Origin of the sequence: Arthrobacter sp. M4, assembly GCF_020251205.1 — a bacterium.
Lineage (GTDB): Bacteria > Actinomycetota > Actinomycetes > Actinomycetales > Micrococcaceae > Arthrobacter.
On the sequence record NZ_JAIWYX010000008.1, the window covers coordinates 115,616 to 132,364 of the forward strand.

At 63.6% G+C, this 16,749-nt stretch carries 18 protein-coding genes; 13 read left to right on the top strand and 5 right to left on the bottom strand.

Going from position 1 to position 16,749, the window contains the following annotated elements; genetic code table 11:
* The first annotated feature begins 92 nt into the window (after positions 1 to 92).
* Complete coding sequence (locus LD110_RS15170; RefSeq protein ID WP_225499673.1) at positions 93 to 2,492, top strand: glycoside hydrolase family 65 protein; 2,400 nt, start codon at positions 93 to 95, stop codon at positions 2,490 to 2,492.
* Positions 2,493 to 2,622: 130 nt separating this feature from the next.
* Here LD110_RS15170 and LD110_RS15175 read toward each other — a convergent pair whose 3' ends face one another.
* Complete coding sequence (locus tag LD110_RS15175) at positions 2,623 to 3,951, bottom strand: MFS transporter (protein WP_225499848.1); 1,329 nt, start codon at positions 3,949 to 3,951, stop codon at positions 2,623 to 2,625.
* Positions 3,952 to 4,148: 197 nt separating this feature from the next.
* Positions 4,149 to 4,301, bottom strand: a complete 153-nt coding sequence (locus LD110_RS15180; RefSeq protein ID WP_225499674.1) for a hypothetical protein — start codon at positions 4,299 to 4,301, stop codon at positions 4,149 to 4,151.
* A gap of 180 nt (positions 4,302 to 4,481) precedes the next feature.
* On the opposite strand from LD110_RS15180, the gene LD110_RS15185 reads away from it, so the two are divergent.
* From LD110_RS15185 to LD110_RS15195, 3 genes are read left to right on the top strand one after another with little or no spacing between them, the layout of a single operon-like run.
* Complete coding sequence (locus LD110_RS15185; RefSeq protein WP_225499675.1) at positions 4,482 to 5,330, top strand: hypothetical protein; 849 nt, start codon at positions 4,482 to 4,484, stop codon at positions 5,328 to 5,330.
* On the top strand, positions 5,314 to 5,970 hold the full coding sequence (gene pxpB / locus LD110_RS15190; protein ID WP_225499676.1) for a 5-oxoprolinase subunit PxpB: 657 nt from the start codon (positions 5,314 to 5,316) through the stop codon (positions 5,968 to 5,970). The genes LD110_RS15185 and pxpB overlap by 17 nt, the downstream gene beginning before the upstream one ends.
* Entirely contained in the window at positions 5,970 to 6,842 is an 873-nt protein-coding gene (locus tag LD110_RS15195; protein WP_225499677.1) for a biotin-dependent carboxyltransferase family protein, read from the top strand. The genes pxpB and LD110_RS15195 overlap by 1 nt, the downstream gene beginning before the upstream one ends.
* 95 nt (positions 6,843 to 6,937) lie before the next feature.
* On the opposite strand, the gene LD110_RS15200 is transcribed toward LD110_RS15195, so the two are convergent.
* Positions 6,938 to 8,338 carry a DUF445 domain-containing protein gene (locus LD110_RS15200; RefSeq protein WP_225499678.1) on the bottom strand — a complete coding sequence of 467 codons (1,401 nt, stop codon included), beginning with the start codon at positions 8,336 to 8,338 and terminating at the stop codon, positions 6,938 to 6,940.
* A gap of 115 nt (positions 8,339 to 8,453) precedes the next feature.
* On the opposite strand from LD110_RS15200, the gene LD110_RS15205 reads away from it, so the two are divergent.
* From LD110_RS15205 to LD110_RS15245, 9 genes are all read left to right on the top strand, one after another.
* Positions 8,454 to 9,329, top strand: coding sequence for a glycerophosphodiester phosphodiesterase family protein (locus LD110_RS15205; protein WP_225499849.1), 876 nt, complete (start codon positions 8,454 to 8,456; stop codon positions 9,327 to 9,329).
* Between the two features lie 50 nt (positions 9,330 to 9,379).
* Entirely contained in the window at positions 9,380 to 10,174 is a 795-nt protein-coding gene (locus LD110_RS15210) for an AzlC family ABC transporter permease (protein ID WP_225499679.1), read from the top strand.
* Positions 10,171 to 10,482, top strand: coding sequence for an AzlD domain-containing protein (locus LD110_RS15215; RefSeq protein ID WP_225499680.1), 312 nt, complete (start codon positions 10,171 to 10,173; stop codon positions 10,480 to 10,482). The genes LD110_RS15210 and LD110_RS15215 overlap by 4 nt, the downstream gene beginning before the upstream one ends.
* A gap of 222 nt (positions 10,483 to 10,704) precedes the next feature.
* On the top strand, positions 10,705 to 11,037 hold the full coding sequence (locus LD110_RS15220; protein ID WP_225499681.1) for a PadR family transcriptional regulator: 333 nt from the start codon (positions 10,705 to 10,707) through the stop codon (positions 11,035 to 11,037).
* A gap of 1 nt (position 11,038) precedes the next feature.
* On the top strand, positions 11,039 to 11,401 hold the full coding sequence (locus LD110_RS15225; RefSeq protein WP_225499682.1) for a DUF1048 domain-containing protein: 363 nt from the start codon (positions 11,039 to 11,041) through the stop codon (positions 11,399 to 11,401).
* Positions 11,402 to 11,403: 2 nt separating this feature from the next.
* The gene (locus LD110_RS15230; protein WP_225499683.1) at positions 11,404 to 12,276 is read left to right on the top strand and encodes an ABC transporter ATP-binding protein; all 873 of its coding nucleotides are present in this window, start codon (positions 11,404 to 11,406) and stop codon (positions 12,274 to 12,276) included.
* The gene (locus tag LD110_RS15235) at positions 12,273 to 13,034 is read left to right on the top strand and encodes an ABC transporter permease (protein ID WP_225499684.1); all 762 of its coding nucleotides are present in this window, start codon (positions 12,273 to 12,275) and stop codon (positions 13,032 to 13,034) included. Before LD110_RS15230 ends, LD110_RS15235 begins: the two co-directional genes overlap by 4 nt.
* A 187-nt stretch (positions 13,035 to 13,221) precedes the next feature.
* A complete protein-coding gene (locus LD110_RS15240) occupies positions 13,222 to 14,100 on the top strand; it encodes a TetR family transcriptional regulator (protein WP_225499685.1) in 879 nt (292 codons plus the stop codon).
* Positions 14,097 to 15,296 carry an FAD-dependent monooxygenase gene (locus tag LD110_RS15245; protein WP_225499686.1) on the top strand — a complete coding sequence of 400 codons (1,200 nt, stop codon included), beginning with the start codon at positions 14,097 to 14,099 and terminating at the stop codon, positions 15,294 to 15,296. The genes LD110_RS15240 and LD110_RS15245 overlap by 4 nt, the downstream gene beginning before the upstream one ends.
* Before the next feature lie 184 nt (positions 15,297 to 15,480).
* Here the strand turns inward: LD110_RS15245 and LD110_RS15250 are convergent, their stop codons facing one another.
* Positions 15,481 to 16,080, bottom strand: coding sequence for a DUF5684 domain-containing protein (locus LD110_RS15250; RefSeq protein WP_225499687.1), 600 nt, complete (start codon positions 16,078 to 16,080; stop codon positions 15,481 to 15,483).
* A gap of 81 nt (positions 16,081 to 16,161) precedes the next feature.
* Positions 16,162 to 16,632, bottom strand: a complete 471-nt coding sequence (locus tag LD110_RS15255; protein ID WP_225499688.1) for an NUDIX domain-containing protein — start codon at positions 16,630 to 16,632, stop codon at positions 16,162 to 16,164.
* Positions 16,633 to 16,749: the final 117 nt, after the last annotated feature.

Sequence of the window (16,749 nt, forward strand, 5' to 3'; positions counted from 1 at the left end):
GCCTCCGCTGGCGGCCGTCGTCGGACCCTCCACAGACTCCCACCCACTTCCTTGCTTTCCCCAATACTTCTCCTGTAAGGAACACACCTCCCATGGCACTCATCAGTTCTGACCGGCTGCGCTTCCCTTGCGATCCTTGGAAGCTCGTGGAGAACATCCACGTACCTGGCGACGCCGGCACGCTGGAGACGTTGTTCTGCGTCGGCAATGGCCACCTGGGCGTCCGCGGCGCCCACTGGTCAGCCGGTGACGGCGATCTCCCGGGCACGTTTATCAACGGTTTCCACGAGGTCTGGGACATCAAGCACGCCGAGAATGCATTCGGTTTCGCCCGGACCGGCCAGCGAATCGTGTACGTTCCTGACGCCAATAACTTCGCGGTAGTGATCGACGGCGAGCAGCTGAACCTCAGCGAATCCGTGGTGGCCGACTACCGCCGCACGGTGGACTTTTCCACAGGTATCTACGAGTGCTCCATCACGTGGCAGTGCCGCTCCGGCGCCACAGTCACAACCGTGGAGCGCCGGGCTGTCGGCTTCGAATCCAGGGGCTCGCTGGGCATCGAGCTGACTGTCACGGCCGACCGATACGTTTCCGTGGACATCACCTCCACACTCCTTAATCGACAGGACCAACCTGTTGAGGACCACTCGGAGCACGATCCCCGTCGCTCAGGTCGGCACGCCGGACGTGTGCTCAGTCCCCTGCACCTGCAGGGCGCGGACGGATCGCTCCGCCTGGCGTGGCGGACCTCTGAGTCGCGGCAACGCATCGGGGTTGCCGTGGACCACTGGATCTCGTCTGATCACCAGCCCTTCGAAACCACGGTTGGGGAGGACGAGTCGACAGTTCGCTACGTCCTGCCCATCGGTGAGGGCGAGGAATTCCGCTTGGAAAAGAGCGTCAGCTACGTCGTAGCCGGCGCAGCCGAGCCGGTAGTCGGCGTCGAGGGTGAGTCAACAGTCGACGACGGCGGTGAGGGGCTCGCCGCTGCGGCGGAAGAAGCGCTAATTCCGGTGCGCGAAGTCTTCGCCCAATCAACCGCACACTACCGTCGATACTGGTCGTCAGCCGACGTTATTGTCCGCGGGCAGCCGGAACTTCAGCAGGCCGTGCGCTGGAGCCTTTTCCAGCTGGCCCAGGCCACTGCCCGGGCAGGTGTGGCCGGCATCCCCGCCAAGGGCGTTTCCGGGTCCGGCTATGAGGGCCACTACTTCTGGGACCAGGAAATCTACCTTCTGCCCTACCTGACCTACACCAACCCCGCCGGTGCGCGACAGGTCCTGGAGTCGCGCCATGCCATGCTGCCGGATGCGCGCATCCGGGCAAAGGAACTCAGTGTGGAAGGCGCCCTTTTCCCGTGGCGCACTATCAACGGCCTTGAAGCCAGCGCCTACTACGCAGCCGGAACCGCGCAGTTCCACATTGCGGCAGCCATCGCCTTTGCGGCGAACCGATACGAGTGGGCCAGCGGCGACCCCGGCTTCCGCACCGAAGTGGGCGCCGACCTGCTCATCGAGACGGCGCGAATGTGGCTTTCGCTCGGGTTCTTCGGCAAGGACGGCATGTTCCACATTCACGGTGTCACCGGCCCGGATGAGTACACCGCCGTGGTGAACGACAACCTGTACACGAACGTTATGGCGCGCTTCAACCTGCGCGCGGCCGCCGCACTGGACCACCCTGGCATCGAACCGAACGAGCAGGACCTTTGGGCACAGGCAGCCGAGCGCATGGCCTTGCCCTACGACGAACACCTGCATGTCCACAGCCAGGACAACGACTTCATGACCCTGGAGCCGTGGGACTGGTCCACACCACGCTCCAAGTACCCGCTGCTGCTGAACTTCCACCCACTGGTGATCTACCGCCACCAGGTGCTCAAGCAGGCGGATACCGTGCTGGCGATGTTCCTTCAGTGGCAGGACTTCACCCCCGAGGAGAAGCAGCGCGCCTTCGACTTTTATGACCCCATCACCACGGGAGACTCCACTCTTTCCGCCTGTGTGCAGGGGATCATGGCCGCCGAGGTGGGCTACGCGGGGGTTGCGCTCAAGCACTTCACCGAGGCCTTGTTCATCGATCTGGACAACACGCACCTCAACACCGTGGATGGCGTCCACATTGCCTCTACGGGCGGCATCTGGTCCTCCCTTGTTTGCGGCTTCGCGGGCATGCGGGACCAAGGTGAGGTGCTGTACTTCGACCCTCGCCTTCCTAAAGAGTGGGAGAGCCTGTCCTTCAAGCTGCACCTCCGTGGCCGGCAGCTCGCAGTGGAACTCGCCTCTGGACGGATCACGCTAGTGCTCAATGGCCAACTGGAGGGCTTCTCACAAGAACCGATTGAGGTGGCCGTCCGCGGCCAGCGCCTCAACGTCGGTTCGCAGCCCGTCACCGTGGCGCTCGACGACGTCGCCGTCCCGCCGCCGTCGGTGTTTCCGAGCAACATGCCCACTGCCGGTATCCCGGTGATTGGCCTGCCCCGCTCCTAACGGCGCCCCAGCTAGCGCTGGGGGTGGCCCCGGCAATTCAGCCGGGGCCACCCCTACGCGTGCGGCGAGGAGTTTGTGTACAGCTCAGACCCCTTATATCAGACCCTTATAGACGGCCACATAAGGGGCACTAAGTGGACACAATCTCCGGCTCCTCGGTGGGCTCTGCCTTGTCCAGTGGATGCTCCAGCTCGTCTGTGGGCATCCGGGCAGCGGCCATGGCAACCACCGCCACGACCGGGCAGACCGTCCCGGCCACCAGGAAGATCAGCCAGAGCGGCGCCATCTGGGCAACCGGGCCGGCCAAGGCCATGGAAAGCGGCATCAGGGCTAGCGAGACAAAGAAATCCAGGCTCGAAACCCTGCCCAGCAACCTTGGCGGTACGCGGCGTTGGAGCAAGGTGCCCCAGATGACCATGCCGACGCCGCCGGAAGCGCCGAAGACGAACAGGGCCACGGCCATCACCCAGAAGTTCGCGATTATTCCGACGGCGGCAATCGGCAAGCTGCCGAGGCCCCATGACACCATCATGACGGTGAGATAGCGACGCGGCAGCGTCATCGAGGCCGTGACCAGCGAGGCCATTGCCCCGCCCACACCCATCACGGCCAGCAGGAAACCAAACATCCTGGAATCGCCGGACAACTGCTCCTCCACAACGAACGGTAGGAGGACTTCGATGGGACCGATCAGGAACAGCACTGAGAGGCATGCCCATAAAAGAGTCCAGAGCAACCACGGTGTACGGAGGGTGTAGACGATTCCCTCGTGAAGGTCATGGAAGAAGGACGTCTTCCTTGGTTGGACTGCATCGGTGTTTGTTGCGTTTGTGGTCGTTGGCCGAGCAGCGGCCGAATCGGCGTCGAGGCTGTGGCGGCCGAGGAAATTCAGGATGACGAACGCCGTGAGGTGACAGACAGCCACACCAGATACCGCGTGGGCAGGGCTCAGCGAGGCCACCACGATGCCCGCAACAGCAGGACCGGCTGCCTGCTGCAGGATTGGCCGCATGGTACCTTCCATGCCGTTGGCGGCCAGCAAGTCCTCGGGCGGCAGGATCCGGGGGAGGATCGCCGAATAGGCAGGGAAGAAGAAGGCGGCGCCAATGCCCAAAACGAAGGCGCCCACTGCAACGTGCCAGAGCTGCAGCCAGCCAAATATCGCCAACAGGCTCACGATGGCGATGACTGCCAAATTGGTCCCCTCAACGGCAATAATCAGCAGGCGCTGCGGCATCCGGTCAGCAGCAATGCCTCCTGCGAGTACAAAGGCGACCAGGCCAATGCTGGCTGCAGTGGCCACAAGGGACAGCTCCAGTGGTCCCCCGCCAAGGTGAAGGACCTCGTAAACCATGGCCACGGCCCACATGCCGGAGCCGAAAATGGAGATCGCCAGCGCGGAAATCAGCACGCGGTATTTCCGGTGCGCGAATGGGCGCAAAGCCCTAAGTTGTGCCATAAGTCCAGTCAGGTAGGAAGCGGTCAATGGCACGCTCCAACGTCACCGGTGGTTCGTTGTGCGGCCTGTCCATGGAAAGGGGACTAACCCGCAGGGGAACACAAGGGACTAAACCCGGAGGGGGAAGCATCGGGTGTCAGTGAGCGTGCTCAAGCCGAACTAGGGATGGTGCCTTAGTCAGACGAGCGGATCGGGAGCTACTCTTCCGGAGCCGCTTCGTCGGTGTCAGGGCCCTCGGCGGGATCCTGGCTGTGCAATCCGGTGTCGTGCGGAACCCAGCCTTCCGTCTCGCCTTCCGCCGGAGCATCGGTGTGGTGGCGTTCGCTGCTGAAGTTGCTGGTCTTTTCCATTCCGGATACTTCCTGTCCCTTGTTGGACTTTCCGTTGGACTTTTCCTGAAGCGCACGCTCAGTTTACGCCCGTGTTCGCCACCCAGCCATCCTTTCCACATAGGACTCGCAGCCGTGGGACCGGTTTTCGCCACCGACTAGGCTTGGCAGAGACGGGTTTCCAACCACGCAGGGGTGACGATGCCTAAACGAACCAATCCGGCCGTCAGAATCGCACACAAGACAGCACACAATGCCGTGTTCGACCAGCAGGGCCGGCCGACAGCGGGCCTCCACGGGGCGTTGCTGCGCGCTGTTGACGTCCAACGCCCGCTTGTGCTGGCAAACCTGCGTCGGCTGCAGCGCAGATACCCCGGAGCGCCACCCTATTTCCTTGCGGCAAAGCTGGAGCGCGACTATCTGGCCGCTGTTACCAGTGGCGGGGCCGCGGTAGGTGCCACCGCCGTTGTGCCCGGCCTGGGCACCGCGGCATCGTTGGGCTTGTCCGCCGTAGCCACCATAGGTTTTCTTGAGGCAACAGCGCTCTACGCGTCGTCCCTTGCGGAGCTTCATGGCGTCCGTTTGGAGGACCCGGAACGTGCCAGCACGCTGGTCATGGCCATCATTCTGGGCGAAGAAGGAACTGCGCTGCTTGGTTCGCTTAGCGGTCAGTCGCTGGGCAAGGGTAGGGGAGTCACTCATGCATGGGGAACCATCCTGGGCAAGCGGCTGCCGATCTCCGGCTTTGCTGCCATCCGCGATCGCATCCAGCGGGCTTTCCTTCGACGCCTTGTGAAGCGGCAGGGGACGGCATTGTTGGGTCGCGCCCTGCCGTTCGGGATTGGTGCTGCGGTTGGCGGTGCCGGGAACCTGATGATGGGGCGCGCCGTAGTGAAAACGGCCAAGGAGGCATTCGGTCCGCTGCCGGACACTGTCCCGGGCGAACTCCTGCCGGGCGAGCTCCTGCCGGGCGGATTCCTGCCGGGCGGACCCGTGATGGGTTCCGATCCGCTGCCATTGGAAGGTCCGGCCGGTGACCAACCAAGCTGACCACGCCGACGAGTTGCGGATTCTGGGCTGTGGTGATGCCGCTTTCCTCGCAGAGTTCCCCAACCTTGACTCTGTGCTGGCCCACTATCGAGGGCTGACAAAGGGCGGTCCGGCCGCTGGTTCCCTGCCAGCCGGTGTCATCGATGTTGTTCCGGCCGCCAGAACCATCCTGGTAACTTTCAACCCCTCGGTGATTGAAGGCGCAGCGGTCCACCATTGGATCCGTTCCACCCCGCCGGAAAGGTCGGGCGCCCCAGTCGGAAGCGAAGTCCAGATCGAGGTGAGGTACGGCGGACCTGACCTGTCCGACGTCGCACATCACCTGGGCGTCTCCGAGGCGCAGGTGGTCAACCTCCATACCGGTTCGGCGTGGACTGCCGCGTTTTCGGGCTTCGCGCCGGGATTCGTTTATCTGGTAACGGATCACGCACGACTTCATGTACCGCGGCGCAGCAATCCGCGCACAACTGTGCCAGCTGGCGCAGTTGGCCTTGCCGGCGAATTCAGCGGGGTTTATCCGCGTCAGTCGCCGGGTGGCTGGCAGCTGATCGGAACAACGACGGCGGTACTTTGGGATGCGTCGCGACGGGAACCGGCCCTGATCCAACCTGGTGACACTGTCCGATTCGTGGAGGCCTAATGGGAATCCTGGTGGTGAAACCCGGAGCGCTGACTCTCGTGGAGGACCTTGGCAGGCCTGGCCACGCTGCGATGGGCCTAAGCCCCTCGGGTGCCTTGGACCGCGCGTCGCTGATGCTCGCGAATTCCTTGCTCGGCAATCCGGTGGGAACGGCAGGCTTAGAGGTCCTGATGGGCGGCCTGGTCCTACGTTTTGTGACCGCATCCGCCGTAGCCGTGACGGGGGCGGAGGGACTCGTGCGCCTCAACGGTACGGAAATGCCATTGAACAAGGGGGTCCGCGTTGCTCCGGGTTCTGTTCTGGAATTCGGGACACCGTTCTTTGGGCTTCGCTACTACGTCGCCATACAGGGCGGCCTGGAAGCTCCGGTGCTGCTTGGCTCACGGAGTACGGACGTGCTGTCCGGTGAGGGGCCGGCACCGCTAAAGGCGGGGGACACGCTGATTCCCGGCCGGTCCGGGATGGGCGTGGGAAACAGCAACGTCTACACCTCCTCCTTCCCCGTGATCCGACGTGCCCCTGACCCGGAACGACCCATCACTTTGCGTATAGACGAGGGGCCGCGGGCCGACTGGTTCGCGCCAGGTGCGTGGCAACGGCTGATCGGCCAGCACTGGACGTTATCGCCGGATTCGAACCGCATAGGTGCCCGTTTGCAAGGCCGCCCGCTGGTGGTGGACCGGGCGGAGGAGCTAGCCAGCGAAGGGATGGTGAAAGGCGCGCTGCAAGTGCCGCCGTCGGGTCTTCCCACCGTGTTCCTGGCTGACCATCCCGTGACGGGAGGATACCCGGTGATCGGCGTAGTGCGGCAAGCAGACCTTGACCTGCTGGGACAAGCCAGGCCTGGGCAGGAGATCCGCTTCCTAGGCTAAGTCGGAGTGGGCGCCAATGGTGGGCGCCCCGGGGTGCGTGAGGAGTGGGCGCCCCGGCAAAACGTGTGCGGCGGGTATCAACTGCAAGGACTCGGTCACCCGAACAGCAGGTGCGCCACAGCAAAGATGGTCACTCCGGCCAGGCTTCCCACCACGGTGCCGTTGATCCGGATGTACTGCAGGTCGCGGCCCACCTGGAGCTCGATCTTCCGCGAGGTTTCCTCGGCATCCCAGCGTGCCACCGTGTCCGTAATGACGCCGGCAATGTCTGAGCGGTAGGTCCTGACGATGTAGCCCGCAGCATCACCGATCCACGCGTTGACTTTTCCTGCCAGCTCAGGATCGTTGACCAGGCGAGAACCGAAATCACGGACCGCCGTCTTAAAGCGCTGCGTCAATTCGCTGTCCGGATCGTCGACGGCGGTTAGTAGGGCAGTCTTGAGCGTGCCCCAGGTGCGGGAGGCCAATTCGCGGACTTCGGGGTCGCCGAGGATCTGGTTCTTGATCGATTCCGCACGGGCGATCATGGCTGGATCGTGCTGAAGGTCGCGGGCCAGGTCCTTGAGGTAGGTGTCGATGGACTGCCTCACCTGATGGTCAGGGTCCGACTGAACTGCCAGCACAAACTTGTACAGCTCGGTGTACACCTTGTCGCCCACCAGACCGTCCACGAACGACGGCACCCATAGTGGCGATCGGTCCGAAACCAAGCGGTTGACCGTGGTGTGGTTGGCCTCCACCCAATCAACTGCGCGGTCCACGAGCAGGTCGATCAGGGTGTGGTGATGCCCTTCGGCAAAAACCCGCTCGGCCAAGCGGCCCACAGGAGGTCCCCACGGAGGCGCCAGCAGGTGCTTTCGCACCATGCCCTCGATGACCGCCTGGACGTCGTCGTCGTTCAACACCGTGAAGGCTCCGCGGATGATGGCGCCGCCCTCCTTGGCCACGCGCTCCGCCCCGCCCGGGGCGGACAGCCAGGCACCCACTTTGCGGGCGATGTCCACGCTCTCCAGTTTCTGCTGGACCACGTGTTCGGCCAGGAAGTTCGTCTCCACAAAGTTGCTCAGGGAGGCGCCGATCTGGTCCTTCCTGCGGGGGATGATGGCCGTGTGGGGGATCTTCAGCCCCAGCGGGTAGCGGAAGAGCGCGGTCACGGCGAACCAGTCAGCGAGTGCGCCCACCATGCCGCCTTCGGCCGCAGCGCGCACATACTCGAGCCACGGGTATTGCTTCTGCAGGGCAAAGGACACCGCGAACACCACGGCCATGACTACCAAGAGCGCCAGGGCAAAGGACTTCATCCGCCGCAGAGCAGCGGCCCTCACGCGGTCTTCCGGGGATAGCTCGTGGGAGGGGAAACGACGACGACGGGACCAGGTACCGCTGGGCCGCCCACCTTGGTCTGGGGCCGGGCCAGCGAACGGCTGGCCGTTGGCTGTCCGGGAGTCAACCGTTCCAGCATCCGTGGTTGAGGTTTGTCCAGAGTTCACCTGCATGTGCCCAGCGTAGCCCTGCATCGTCAGCCCCGTCGGCTACCCTCTGAGCATGACAGTCGACGACGCCGCCCCTGGCCGCGCCTACGAGGCGCCCTCGGAGGACGGGATTTTTGGCATGGAACCCCTCATCGGCCGCCCCAAGGTGTATGCGCACCGCGGCTCCAGCGCGGCCTTCGCTGAGCACACTCGCGCTGCCTATCTGCGGGCGTTGGCAGATGGCGCGGATGGGGTTGAGTGCGACGTCCACCTGACCAGGGACCAACACGTCGTCCTGCTGCATGATGCCAACCTGGACCGCACATCCAACGGAACCGGTCCGGTCGGAGAGCGCTCACTGGCAGAGCTGCGCGAGTTGGATTTCAGCTCCTGGAAAGGCGTCCGAATCCCGGACGCGTACGGCGCAATCTCGGAACAGTTCCTGACGCTCCCTGAACTCATCGACATCCTGCGGGGAGCGGGCCGCGAAATCGGCCTGGCCATTGAGTTCAAGCATCCCAGCCCGTACCAGCTGAAGCTGGAGGATCGGGTGTTGGCGCTTCTCACGGAGCGTGGGTGGACGCCGGAGGAATCGCGACTGGACAACATCCAGATCAGCTTCATGAGCTTTAATCCCGACTCGGTGCACCACCTGCTGCAGGTGGTTCCCGCCGAGCACATTTGCCAGTTGGTGGATGACGTGAATGTGCAGGAAGTCCGCCAGGAGTTGGGGCTCGGCGCACTGACAGGCAGCGCCGTGGCCAACGTTATGCGGCAAGCGCAACTAGAAGGCGAAGAACTGCTCGACGAAAGCAAAGTGGGCATCGCGGGTCCCGGCATCACGTACGTGCGCCGGCACGCCCTCAAGGTGCAGCGCTGGATGGAGTCCGGCCGGCGATTCCGGGTGTGGACCGTGGACAGCGAAGCCGACGTGGCACTGTGCCAGGGGCTCGGTGTCCACGAGATCACTACCAACAAGCCCGCGCAGGTTTTGGCACAGCTCGCCACTCAGTAGCACCTACTCCATTTGCGAGAGCCGTGCCGCAGTTGTGATTGCATGGAGGCGTGAAGCTGCTCGAATCGCCTGCTGTCCGGGTGGGTCTGTCCATCAGCATCGCCACCGGACTTTACGGAGTTTCCTTCGGCGCCTTGTCAGTCGCGTCCGGCCTGGACTTCTGGCAAACGATGGCCTTGAGCCTTCTGCTGTTCAGCGGGGGATCGCAGTTTGCGTTCATCGGCGTGGTGGCCGGCGGCGGTTCCGGCTTGGCCGCAACAACCGCCGCCGCCCTTCTGGGCGTGCGCAACGGGATCTATGGCATGCAGATGAATGCGATGCTGCAACCGGCGGGGCGGCTTAAGTATGCCGCGGCTCAGTTCACCATAGATGAGTCCACCGCCACCGCATCCGGCCAGGAGATAATCAGCGAACAGCGACGCGGGTTCTGGACCGCCGGACTTGGCATTTATGTGTTGTGGAATTTGTTTACGGCCGTCGGAGCCCTGGCTGGCGACGCAATGGGTGACCCAAAACAGTGGGGCTTGGACGGCGCTGCCGTGGCAGCTTTCCTGGGGCTGCTCTGGCCTCGACTCAAAGGCAAGGAACCATGGGCGATCGCCGCGGCGTGCGCTGTTGCCACGGTGATGGCTGTACCGTGGGTTCCGAGCGGCATGCCGATCCTTATCGCCGCGCTGGTCGCCGCCGTGGTCGGCTGGTTCAGCCACGGCCGCAGCGACGAAGGGCTGGAGCCCGACGTCGAACCTTACCACCGCGCGGGCCGCATAAGCGGCCCCGTCGACGGCGACCCCACCGGTGGCTCTAGCGACGGCGGCTCCTCCGGTGGAGAAGGGGAGCGGAATTGAGTCTCTGGTGGTGGATCCTCGCCGCATGCATCCTGGCCTATGCCACCAAGTTGGCAGGGTATTTTGTGCCAGCCAAACTGCTGCGTAGCCCTAGAATGATGCGAATCGCGGGCACCATGACCATTGGCCTGCTGGCCTCGCTCACCACGGTGAACGCCGTCGCGGCCGGCCAGTCCCTGGTCTTGGACGCCAGGCTGGGCGCTTTGGCTGCCGCAGGCGTCGCCTTGTGGCTGCGTGCCCCCTTCCTTGTGGTAGTGCTGGTGGGTGCCGGCTCCGCCGCCGCGCTGAGGCTGCTTGGCTGGAACTAGCTCTCAGGCCCTCCGGCTGGAACTGGTTCGGAGGCCTTCCGGCTGGAACTGGCTTTGAAGCCTGGAACCGCCGCCCATTTCGCCGTTCCGGTGGCTTAGCGGCATCTGCCAGCCTTGATTTTCGCCAGTCAAATCACCCTTCATCGGGACCTTGTGCCGCCGCTATTCAGTGTTACTATGTAGTGGTAGTTAGTATCACTGAGTAGTCCAAGGAGGTGTTCCGTGGGCAAACAAATGACCGAGATGCTCAAGGGCACGCTGGAAGGAATCGTCTTAGCGATCCTGTCCGTGCAGGCAGCGTATGGCTACGAGATCACGGCCCGATTGCGGGAGCAGGGCTTCACTGAAATCGCCGAAGGCACTGTCTATGCGTTGCTCATCAGGATCGAGCAAAAGGGCTTCGTTGATGTGGAGAAGGTCCCCTCCGAGAAGGGACCCCCGCGCAAGGTGTATTCGCTCAATGTCCAGGGACGGGAATTTCTCGAAGAGTTCTGGAGCACGTGGAGCTTCCTCGCAGAACGGCTCGAACAGCTCCACAAAGAAGGAGGTAATTGAAATGGCAGCGAAATGGATCGAGCTGGTCACCGGGTCGCTCGAGCAGAAGAAGCAATACAGGCAGTACAAGGCACGCATCGAGGCCCTTCCTGAGCCTTACGGCGCCGTGGCGAAGGCACTGCAGCGGTACTTCATGTACTACGGAGGCATCACAGACGGCGAGACCGCCATCAAGATGTTCGACGACTTCGCGGATCTCTGGGAGCGTGCCGCGGCCGACGGCACGCCAGTGCGGGCGATCGTCGGTGAAGACCCTGTTGAGTTCGCCGAAACGTTCGCCCAGGCCTACGTAGGCACGCGGTGGATCGACAAGGAACGCGCCCGCCTGACCAAGGCTATCGAGGACGCGGAGCGGGGAGAGTAGTGATGGCCACAGATGCAGCCATCTCCGTTAGGGACCTGCAGAAGTCCTACAAGGCCCTGCATGTCCTGCGCGGCGTGGACTTCGACGTGGCGCGGGGCAGCATTTTCGCCCTGCTCGGCTCGAACGGGGCGGGCAAAACCACGGTGGTAAATATCCTGTCCACGCTGCTCAAGGGCGACGCCGGGACTGCCAGCGTCAACGGCTTCGATGTGGCCACGGAGGCTGCGCATGTGCGGGAATCCATCAGCCTCACCGGACAGTTCGCCGCCGTTGACGAAATCCTCAGCGGGCGGGAGAACCTTGTCCTGGTGGCCCGTTTGCGGCACCTCAAGAACCCGGGTTCCGTCGCAGACGATCTGCTGGATCGGTTCTCGCTGACCGAGGCCGCCGGGCGGAAGGTCTCAACCTATTCGGGAGGCATGCGCCGCCGTCTGGACATTGCGATGAGCCTGATCGGGAATCCGCCCCTCATTTTCCTCGACGAACCGACTACCGGGCTGGACCCGGAGGCTCGCATCGAGGTGTGGCAGGCCATCAAAGAACTCGCCAGGAGCGGTACCACGGTGCTCCTCACCACGCAGTATTTGGACGAGGCCGAACAGCTCGCAGACCGGATCGCGATCCTCCACGAGGGCAGGATCATCGTGAACGGCAGCTTGGCCGAGCTCAAGCAGCTGCTTCCGCCGGTTGAGGTGGAATACGTCGAAAAGCAGCCGACCCTCGAGGATGTGTTCCTCGCTTTGGTTGGCCGCAACGGCAAGGATGCAAAGCCGGCTATGGCCACGGTGGCGGCACAGACCCCTCCGGCACAGACCCCTTCGGCACAGACCCCTTCCGCAACCCCTCCGGCACAGACCACCAAGGAATTCCGATGAAAACGCATTTCTTCGGTGATACAGCTGTCCTGCTGGGACGGTCCCTGCGCCACATTACGCGCAGCATGGACACCATCATCACCACCACGATCATGCCGATCGCCTTCATGTTGCTGTTCGTTTACGTATTCGGTGGCGCGATCAACTCAGGGTCGGACTCTTATGTGAAGTATCTGTTGCCTGGCATCTTGCTCATCACGATCGCCTCGGGCATCTCCTACACCGCGTACCGGCTCTTCCTGGATATGCAGAGCGGCATCTTCGAGCGATTCCAGTCCATGCCGATAGCCCGGTCCTCCGTACTGTGGGCGCACGTGCTGACCTCGCTGGTCGCTAATCTGATCTCGCTCGGAGTGGTGGTGCTAGTCGCGCTCCTTATGGGCTTCCGCTCGGGGGCGGGAGTGCTCGAGTGGCTGGCTGTGACCGGCATCCTGACCCTGTTCACCCTGGCACTGACGTGGATGGCCGTCATCCCCGGTCTCACGGCGAAGTCCATAGACGGCGCGAGCGCGTTCTCCTACCCGCTCATCCTCTTGCCGTTCATCAGCTCGGCCTTTGTGCCCACCGGCACCATGCCCGGCCCGGTGCGCGCCTTCGCCGAGAATCAGCCGGTGACGTCCATCGTCAACGCTATTCGCGGCCTCTTCACGCAGCAGCCGGTCGGGAGCGATATTTGGATGGCCCTTGCCTGGTGCGTCGGAATCTTGGTTGTCGCGTACTTCTTCGCGATGGTCACATACCGCCGCAGGATCTCTTAATGGAACTTGCCTCGGGAGCCTCAAGCGGTCATGGGAAATCCGCTTGAGGCTTCTTCGGCTTAAGCCTCTGCTACTCTCTGTATTAGAACGATTGTTTGAAACAATCGTTTGAAGTCGATGCTGATACGAACATTCAGAACGATCGTTCCAATTGGGTGAAAGATGGACAAGCGAGTTGGGGGAAGGCATGACACAGGGACAGGACCAGCGGGTACGCGGATTCGAATCGAGGGAGAGGCTGCTGGCAGCCGCGCGGGAACTCATCCCGGAATTGGGCTGGAGTGGAGTGAGTGCCCGGCTTCTCGGGGATAGGGCCCGAGTTGCTGCTAGCGCGGCGCATTACCACTTTGGTTCGGTGCAGGGGGTGCTCGCCGAGGCAGCGATCGAGTCTCTTCGGGAAGCTGGGGCCGGCCTCGTCAAGCTCCTGGAATCATACGACGACCCCGCCGACGGCCTGGCCGCGATGCTCTCTGCCCTGGACGCCCAGGACACGCTGGATGCCCATGAGGCCCAGGACCCACTGGACGCCCATGACGCCCAAGCCGCACTGGACGCCCAAGCCGCACTGGACGCCCAAGCCGCACTGGACGCCCAAGCCGCACTGGACGCCCAAGCCGCCCTGGACGCCCATGACGCACTGGACGACCATGACGCCCAAGCCGCACTGGACGACCATGACGCCCAAGCCGCATCGGACGCCCAAGACGCACACGCGCAAAGCAGTGTCGTCGCGGTGGAGCTCTATCTCGCGGCAGCCCGCGACCCCGCCCTTCGTGACAGGGTGGTTGCTCTGCTGGAAGAGTTCCGCGGCTGGCTAGCTGCGTGGCTCGCTGACAGGGGCCAACCCAACGCTGAGGTGGTCGCAGCGGTCCTTGCCGCGGCACTCGATGGCATCATGCTGCACCGGACCCTCGACTCGCGGGATCGAATTACAAGCTCTCCTGATGCAGCCGAAGTAAGAGGTACGGCACATGAAACCAGAAAGGGACCACTCAGTGCGGTATCCATCATCCCCATCCTCAATCGGCTGCTTGTTCCCGCGACAGGAATGGAGAAGGCGAAATGAGGGCGATCGTCGTCGGGGCCGGCATCGCGGGACTGGTGGCCGCCCGCCAGCTGGGGCTCGCCGGCTGGGAGGTGGACGTCGTGGAGCGCTCGCAGGCGCCGCGCCCCGACGGCTACATGATGGATTTCTTTGGCCCGGGCTACGCCGCGGCGGACACGATCGGCCTGCTTCCGCGGCTTCTGGAAACGGCGTACCGAGTTGACTCAGCGGATTACATCGACTCCGAGGGACGGACAACAGCCCGTTTCGGCTACGAACAGTTCGCTCGTATAGCGGGAGGCAAGCTGCTCAGCCTGCTCCGCCCCGACGTCGAACTCGCCTGCGTTGCGGCGCTCGACGACGTCCCGTCCGGTCGTGTCAGGCTCCACTACGGCGCCACACCGGTGAGGATATGGGCCGACGACGGCGGTCCCGGCGTCGAGTTTTCAACGTCCCGGAACGGGCAGCAAGCCAAAATGACGCTGGAGGCGGACCTCCTGGTGGGAGCCGACGGAATCCACTCGGCGGTTAGGGCTGCGATTTTCGGCGCCGAGGAGCAATTTCTGCGGCCGCTCGGCATGCGGACGGCCGCGTACATCGTGCGGGATCCTGACTTGGGGGAGCGTTTCGAGGGTCGCTTTATCCTCACGGACACCATCGATCGTCAGGTAGGGCTGTACACCTTGCGGGACGGGCGAACGGCGGCGTTCCTGGTGTATCGGGATTCCGACGGCGCCGCTGCGAACGGAACGCGCCAAAGGCTCCAGGACACCTTTGCCGGGATCGGGCCGATTGGCGAGGGACTGCTGGAGCTGTGTCCGGAGGACCCTTATGACGATGTAGTGGCGCAGGTTGCCATGCCCCAATGGCACAAGGGCCGGGCAGTGCTCATCGGCGATGCGTGCCAGGCGGTATCCCTGCTCGCGGGCCAGGGCGCTTCCCTCGCCGTCGCGGGGGCGGCACTGTTGGCCGACGTCCTCCAACCCCTGCCGGAAGGCGCGTCCAGCCGCGAGATCGAAGCGGCCCTCGACGACTACCAGCAACAGTGGCGGCCCATCGTGGAGGAAACCCAGGCGGTGGGACGGCGTGCGGCGTCGTCGTTCCTTCCCGCCAGCCGGATCCAGCTTCTTGCGCGGCGCTGGACGCTCCGACTCTCCGGGCTGCCCGGCATAGACCGCATCCTGGCGCGCCAGATCGTCGGCCGGCTGGTTAAATAGTGCGGCCGTCGTCGGGCTCTGAGCCCGACGACGGCTTGCGTTAGGTACGACGTCGGCGCGCCCGGGCGGCGGCTAGCTCGACGGCGGCTTGCGTTAGGTACGACGTCCGCGGGGCCGGGAGGCCGCTAGCTCGACGGCGGCGGGCCCGGGCGGCGGCTAGCTCGACGGCGTGCCGGGGCGGCGGCTAGCTCGACGGCGGCGTGGGGTTATGCGGGTTGTTGCTGTACGGCTGCTGGCCATACGGCTGCTGGGGCTGCTGCCCGTAGGGCTGGGGCGGGTACGGCTGCTGGGGCTGCTGCCCGTAGGGCTGGGGAGGGTAGGGCTGCTGATAAGGCTGCTGTGGGTATGGTGCGTTGCCGTAGCCAGGCCCATATTGAGGCTGCTGCCAGGCCGCGGCCGGGCCCAGGTAACGCGCGGAGCCGTAGGACAGCATGGGGACGAAGACGATGGGGAGCAGGACCAGGCCTACCGTGTAGCCCGAATCCTTGCCGAAAGATTTGGCGAGGTCGTTCAAAACGATGATGGCAAACACGATGTTGACGAACGGAATCAACAAAAAGAGGAACCAGTATCCGGGCCGTCCCGCGATCTGCACCAGTCGGAAACCGTTATAGAACGGGACGAATGCTTCCCACGCCGGGCGGCCCGCTTTGGTGAAGATGCCCATGTAGAGAAGGCCGACGATTCCGAAGATCACCACAAAGTAGATCAGCATAAAGCCGAAGACCGCGGCAGCCGTGGCGCCGCTGTCGTAGTAGTCGTACCTGCCCAGAAGAATGTCCATGGTGCCGAGGTTACTGCCGGCGGCGGGTTGGGTCGATGGGGAGAACTCCCAGTTGCGGCGGCACGTATTTCCTGCACTACGTCATCGGGCTTGGATGTGGAGCATCAGCGCATCGAGGATCGGCAGCTGGCCTTTGACCAGCTTGTTGATGGCCTCGGATGCAGATACCCATTCAGCATGGTCGATCTCCGGGAAATCCTGGATGGTTCCGGAACCTTTGGGCCACTCCAGGGGGAAGGTGTTGCTGACGATCCGTTCCGGCTGGAAGTCGGTTTCAGCAGTGAACACGGTGATGACTTTGCCGGAGGGCTGCCTGAAAGCTCCCAGTTCGTGGTAATCCGCTGGAGGCACGGGGTTGCCCATCTCTTCGGCAAACTCGCGTTGCGCAGCCAGGAAGGCGTCCTCGTCGTCGAGGTATTCACCCTTGGGGATGGACCAGGAGTGGCTTTCCTTGTGCTCCCAGAACGGTCCGCCCATGTGGGCGATCCACACCTCTACCTCGGAGTTCTCCGTTCGCCTGTACAGCAGGATTCCAGCGCTTCGAACAGTCATGGATGTGCGTCCTTCCCCGGAAATCGTACTGCAGCGGCGTCGCTCTCAGTACGCCTGCCGAAGACGCGCCGGGCCGGGATAGCTCATGCGAGACCCTGGGACTACTCGGCTTCCGGG